Here is a 5,431-nt window from a genome sequence, read left to right as displayed (position 1 = left end):
ATTGGGCATTGGGCATTGGGCATTGGGCATTGGGCATTGGGCATTGGGCATTGGGAAAGAAAACTACTCCCCACTCCCTACTCCCTACTCCCTACTCCCTACTCCCTACTCCCTACTCCCTTATTGAGCGATTTGAGCGCGGGCGGCTATGAGTGCTTTGCTTACCTGTACAAAGCCAGTACCACCGTAACTGTTGCGGGCTGCCACAACTTGACGGGGGGATATCGCCTCATAAATATCTGCTGCAAATGCCGGATGTAGTTGTTGCCACTCTTCCAATTTCAAATCTTTCAGGAGTTTACCTGTGGCAATACTAGTTTTTACCACCTTACCCACAAGGTTGTAAGCTTCCCGGAAAGGGATGCCCCGTGCTGCCAGATAATCTGCTACATCGGTAGCATTAGAAAAATCTTCGGTCACGGCTTGGGCCAAACGTTGGGTACGAAATTCCAAGCCTTCTCTGAGCAAAATCGTCATCGCTTCTAGAGAGGCTTTGATTGTGTTGACGCTATCAAATAGACCTTCTTTATCTTCTTGCAGGTCTTTGTTATATGCCAAGGGTAGCCCCTTCATAATCACTAACATCGCCTGGAGATGACCGAATACACGCCCTGTTTTCCCCCGTACCAATTCTGGAACATCGGGGTTTTTCTTTTGAGGCATGATACTGGAACCCGTAGCACAGCTATCTTTGAGGGTGACAAACCGAAATTCTTCAGATGACCAAAGAATAACTTCTTCTGCAAGACGGCTGAGGTGAACCATAATCAAGCTAGCAGCACACAAGAATTCGATCGCAAAATCGCGATCGCTCACTCCATCAAGGCTATTAGCATAAATATCGTCAAAATGCAAGAGTTTGGCTGTGTAGTGGCGGTCAATGGGGAAAGTAGTTCCCGCTAAAGCACCGCATCCCAAAGGTGAGATATTTACGCGGCGAGAAACATCTCCTAAGCGTTCCCAGTCGCGTTGTGCCATTTGAAAGTATGCCAAGAGGTGGTGAGCTAAACTCAAGGGTTGGGCACGTTGTAGGTGAGTATAGCCAGGAATCAGGGTTTCAACGTGTTTTTCGGCTATATCCAGCAAAACACCTTGAAATTCTCGCAATTCGCTTTTAATTTGTTGAATTTGGTCGCGGAGATAGAGTCTGGTATCGGTGCCAACTTGGTCGTTACGCGATCGCGCCGTATGCAGCTTTTTCCCGACATCGCCGACAATTTCTGTCAGTCGTCGTTCAACTGCAAAATGTACATCTTCAGCATCGACACCAGGCTTAAATTCACCCTGGCGATACTCTTGGCGAATTTGCTCTAAACCTGCAACCAGTTGCTCTCCTTCTTCTGGGGCGATAATACCCGTGTGAGCCAGCATTTTGGCATGAGCTTGAGAACCAGTGAGATCATATTCTATTAATTCAATATCAAAACCTATACTGGCATTAAAACGAGCGATCGCCGGATGCAACGCTGATTCAAATCGCTGGCTCCAAGTTTGTTTTTCGGTCATAATTTATCAGGCGAGTGGAGGAGAGTTAAGAATTAGGAGTTAAGAGTTAGGAGTTTTTGACTCCTACTCCTAACTCCTAACTTTTAACTCCTAACTTTTAAATTTAACCGTAGCTAGTTAGATTCCGAATGATATAGCCAATGACTAAACCAATCAACAATGCCCACACTTGACCTGTCTGTATAAAGTGGCTCCAACCTTTTTGAATCTGACCCATAACGTCTGGGTCGGTAATTGTTTGTGCTAGTACCGTCAAATTTACAGGCAAATGCCAAAGTAACTGAGATAATAAATCGCTGTAGTGGCTCATATTTGGTGATTAAGAAGTTGGGGTAGCAAATTTCAGCATCAGTTTATTTTTTATATTTGCTACTGATAGTGTACTGAAACTTGGGGTATGACTTTAATGTCTTAACTCAAGATGTAGCCGATGCCAACCGCAATTTCTCGGCAGTCCGCAAAATTTGCCCCGCCAAAACTGCTGCGCCAAAACCATTATCGATATTTACTACGCCTACTCCCGCAGCACAAGAGTTAAGCATTGTCAATAAAGGTGCTAGACCGCCAAAACTTGCGCCATAACCGATGCTGGTGGGTACGGCAATCACAGGACAGCTCGCTAAACCAGCGACAACGCTGGGTAAAGCGCCTTCCATCCCCGCCACGACAATTAACACTGATGCTGACTCAATCAGGTGACGATTACTTAATAAGCGGTGAATCCCAGCAACGCCAACATCCCAGAGGCGCTGGACACGGAAACCAGAAAGTTCAGCTGTTACAGCAGCTTCTTCAGCAACGGGTAAATCGGCTGTACCAGCAGAAAGAATGCCAATTTCACCCTGGAAGCGCGGTTCTATAGTAGAGGGAGCGATCGCACAAATTCGCGCCGATTCGTAATATCGCAAACCGCTAACTTTTGATTGCAGTGCGGTATAAACTGCTGGTTCAATGCGAGTTGCCATCACCACCGGGTTGCGAAGGCGCATCACCTCGATAATTTGAGCAATTTGGTCGGGAGTCTTACCAGGGCCCCAAATCACCTCTGGGAAACCAGTTCTTAGCTGGCGATCATGGTCAATTTTGGCAAACTCACCCACAGATTCATAGGCTAAGTCTTTGAGTGAGTCTAATGCCGTTTCTGGGGTAACTTTACCATTGGCAACCGCTTCGAGGAGCGATCGCAAAGTTTTTTCATCGGTCATGATAAGGATGATAAGGGAGATAAGGGAGATAAGGGAGATAAGGGAGATAAGGGAGATAAGGGAGATGAGGTGTAACCCATGCCCAATGCCCCATGTCTCATGCCCCATACCCAATAACTAATCGGTTACTTTCAGTTCGTAGAGATTCCAAAATGGGCCGCCAAGAGCAGTATATTGAATTCCTTGGAAGCGATCGCGCACTGCTTGCAAATTCAAACTCTCCACTAAATGAATAAACGGCAACTGTTCTGAGGCGATGCGCTGATATTCGTAATAAATCTCCTTGCGCTTGTTTTCATCCAATACCTGTGCGCCTTTAATGTAAAGGCTGTCAATTTGCTTTTCCCAGTCGGAAACTACCCAGCCAGTTATGGGTGGGTCTCCCGGTTGTGGCCCCAAATTAAATGCGTGCGATGCACCGGCAATCCTCCAGATATTGCTAGCGCCGTGGGGTTCAATACCGCCTCCAGCAAATCCTCCCAGGTAACAATCCCAATTCTGCGTAACTTTGAGTTTTTCTAGATAAGAATTAAAGCTGAGAATTTGCAAATCTACTTGAATCCCAATATTAGCGAGATCCCGTTTGATTTGAGATGCCATATCTCCTCTAACTTTTCTTTCAGAATTCGTTAATATTGTAAATCTAACTCTGTTACCATCAGCATCTAAAAGCTGATTTTGAGCATTATATTTAAACCCAGCTTGTAACAGTAATTTCTTCGATTTATCTGGCTCGTAATTATATACTTTTAACCCTTTTTCTGGAGGCAGGAAGTAGGGACTTTTGACATAAACAAATGAATTTTGCAGTTCACCGAGTCCCCGATAAGCATTTGTTTTCATCGTTTCGCGGTCGAGTGCATAGGCTATAGCCTGCCTGAATTCCTTTTTATTAAACCAGCTAGATTTAATTGGGTCTACAAAAGGTTTACCCTGAGAATTCTTCGCTTTACTAAGATTGAAAGCAATAAAACTCGTACTTGTGGCTGGGCCGCCGTTATAAATTTTAAACTTCGCCCGTTTTTCTTCTCGCTTCAGCAAACTAAAACCTTCAGGAGGAACTTCTAAATCATCCAACTGTCCAGAGCGAAAACTAATCAACTGGTTTTCAGTAGATTCAATAATTTGCCAAACAATGCGCTCAATGTAAGGCTGAGGATTGCCCTGAGCATCTTTACGCCAGTAGTATGGATTACGCCGAAATATAACTCGCTGACTGGAAACGTAACTTTCCATGACATAGGGGCCGTTGCCAACAATTTGTTTAGGGTCAGTGCCTGTTCCCCACATTGAGAGAAACTTAGAATTTCCACCAGAACCGATTGTGCGAACTGCTTCCTCTAGAACATGGGCTGGCATAATTGGGATGCCGCCGACATATCTTAAAAAAGGAGCAAAGGGTTCCTGTATGCTAAATTCAACCCGACGCTCATCAATTTTTTTCACCTTTGGCAAACTGCCCTTATCGCCAATTTTTAGGGCATCTTTGGTAGAGGTGGGAATTTTAGGATTGAGGTAGATTTCGTTATAAGTAAAAACAACATCATCAGCAGTCATTGGCTGACCATCTGACCACTTAATTCCTGATCGCAGGGTGATCACAATTCGCTGACCATCTTCAGAAACTTCCCAGGCTTCTGCTAAAGCAGGCTCTAGTTTTGTGGTTATAGGATTCTCATTAATCAATGAGTCATAGAGGAAACCAAAAACGCTATATGCAGACTCATTCAGAGCATAGTTGAAAGTTGAAGGCTCGCTTAAAACTGCGGTGACAACTTGCGGCACTTGAGCAGCTGCGCTTTTGAAGTTAGCTGGGTTGCAGGCGGTAAGTGTAAGTGCAATTGCTGAAGTCAGAATTAGTGGCAACCAAAAATGTTTAATTATCAGAAATATTTTTCTAAAAAATTTCATAATTTCAAATTTATTTCCATCCTAATCAGTCTTCAATATTTTTATCAGGGGCTAAAGAAAAGTTACTCCCAAGCAAATAGTACCGCAAGGCGGAAGTCAAAAGGAGCCAGTGCGTTGGGGAGGCAGTGCGTTGGACGGGTTTCCCGGCTTGTTCGCGTAGCGTCTCCCCTTGGGAGAAGCAACTGCCGTCGGCTCTGCCGACTTGAACAATTGGCGTTCAAAAGTCAAAAGTATTATGGAATAAGCTCTTTAGGGCTTTTCAATGGTCTGCTTATTTACGCCGTCCTGTATTAACAAGACAACAGCATAAGCACATATGCCTTCTTCACGTCCAACAGGGCCTAATTTTTCATTAGTGGTAGCTTTGATGCCAATTTGATTTGGTTCTAATTCTAAAACCGCCGCTAGTTTGTCGCGCATGTTGTGAATATGCGGTTTTAATTTTGGACGTTCTGCTACTACTACCGAGTCAATATTTCCCACCTGCCAGCCTTGAGCCCGAATCAGTTGATGTACTTGAGTTAATAGTACTAAACTATCTGCTCCCGCCCATTGGGGATCGCTAGGCGGAAAATAATGACCAATATCCCCCAAAGATAATGCCCCAAGCATGGCATCCATAATTGCGTGGGTCAGTACATCAGCGTCACTGTGGCCTAATAAACCCAGTTCATGGGGAATTTGAATTCCGCCTAAAATTAAAGCGCGATCGCTTACCAATTGGTGAATATCGTAGCCGTTACCAATACGAATTTTTGTCATTTGTCATTTGTCATTTGTCATTTGTCATTTGTCATTTGTCATTTGTC

5 protein-coding genes are annotated in these 5,431 nt (G+C 44.4%); all 5 read right to left on the bottom strand.

Going from position 1 to position 5,431, the window contains the following annotated elements; all coding sequences use genetic code 11:
- Positions 1–120: 120 nt before the first annotated feature.
- Complete coding sequence (gene argH / locus PUQ00_RS32285) at positions 121–1,506, bottom strand: argininosuccinate lyase (RefSeq protein WP_300424039.1); 1,386 nt, start codon at positions 1,504–1,506, stop codon at positions 121–123.
- A gap of 103 nt (positions 1,507–1,609) precedes the next feature.
- Positions 1,610–1,816, bottom strand: coding sequence for a hypothetical protein (locus PUQ00_RS32280; protein ID WP_300424038.1), 207 nt, complete (start codon positions 1,814–1,816; stop codon positions 1,610–1,612).
- Between the two features lie 106 nt (positions 1,817–1,922).
- Complete coding sequence (gene larB, locus PUQ00_RS32275; RefSeq protein ID WP_300424036.1) at positions 1,923–2,711, bottom strand: nickel pincer cofactor biosynthesis protein LarB; 789 nt, start codon at positions 2,709–2,711, stop codon at positions 1,923–1,925.
- A 117-nt stretch (positions 2,712–2,828) separates the two neighbouring features.
- On the bottom strand, positions 2,829–4,622 hold the full coding sequence (locus PUQ00_RS32270; protein ID WP_300424034.1) for an ABC transporter substrate-binding protein: 1,794 nt from the start codon (positions 4,620–4,622) through the stop codon (positions 2,829–2,831).
- 249 nt (positions 4,623–4,871) lie between these two features.
- Positions 4,872–5,384: a 2-C-methyl-D-erythritol 2,4-cyclodiphosphate synthase gene (gene ispF, locus PUQ00_RS32265; protein WP_300424032.1), complete on the bottom strand. Its 513-nt coding sequence runs from the start codon at positions 5,382–5,384 to the stop codon at positions 4,872–4,874.
- Between the last annotated feature and the right edge of the window lie 47 nt (positions 5,385–5,431).

This window comes from Nostoc sp. S13, assembly GCF_029379315.1.
Classification (GTDB): domain Bacteria; phylum Cyanobacteriota; class Cyanobacteriia; order Cyanobacteriales; family Nostocaceae; genus Nostoc.
Note: the sequence above shows the minus strand (reverse complement) of the source record. Positions and strands in the feature narration are given on the sequence as shown.

Excerpts from the sequence above, each read along its gene's own strand:
- PUQ00_RS32270 (WP_300424034.1), bottom strand. The coding sequence starts at position 4,622 with ATGAAATTTTTTAGAAAAATATTTCTGATAATTAAACATTTTTGGTTG.
- PUQ00_RS32280 (WP_300424038.1), bottom strand. The coding sequence starts at position 1,816 with ATGAGCCACTACAGCGATTTATTATCTCAGTTACTTTGGCATTTGCCT.
- ispF (WP_300424032.1), bottom strand. The coding sequence starts at position 5,384 with ATGACAAAAATTCGTATTGGTAACGGCTACGATATTCACCAATTGGTA.
- argH (WP_300424039.1), bottom strand. The coding sequence starts at position 1,506 with ATGACCGAAAAACAAACTTGGAGCCAGCGATTTGAATCAGCGTTGCAT.
- larB (WP_300424036.1), bottom strand. The coding sequence starts at position 2,711 with ATGACCGATGAAAAAACTTTGCGATCGCTCCTCGAAGCGGTTGCCAAT.